Raw genomic sequence first — 293 nt, forward strand, 5'->3', positions numbered from 1 at the left:
CTGCCAGCCTGGTTGAGGTTGCCAGTGAGGTTGACGAGGCGGCGGTAGCCATTGATCCACCAGTTGTCGGTGTTGTCGTCGTTGAACACGCCCTGGCTGTTGTAGGTGCGTAGCAGGGAGACATTGTTGCCACGGGTGACCAGCAGGCTGTCGCGGTCTTGCAGGACCAGGTTGCCGTTGGCAATGTTGACGCTGCTTTGCTCGCCGGTCTTGCCCTGGCTGGCGGAACCAAGGTTACCGCGCTGGCCCAGATTGCTTGAGGACGTTAAGTTCAGGCCTGTGCTGTTTCCGCT

Annotated in this window: 1 protein-coding gene; it reads right to left on the reverse strand. The window is 60.1% G+C overall.

What is annotated here, in order from left to right:
• The coding region (locus ACO0K9_RS28145; protein ID WP_422990717.1) for a hypothetical protein at nt 1-293 on the reverse strand (293 nt) is incomplete at both ends.

Source organism: Undibacterium sp. Ji50W (genome assembly GCF_049340445.1).
In the GTDB taxonomy this organism is placed as follows: domain Bacteria; phylum Pseudomonadota; class Gammaproteobacteria; order Burkholderiales; family Burkholderiaceae_D; genus Undibacterium.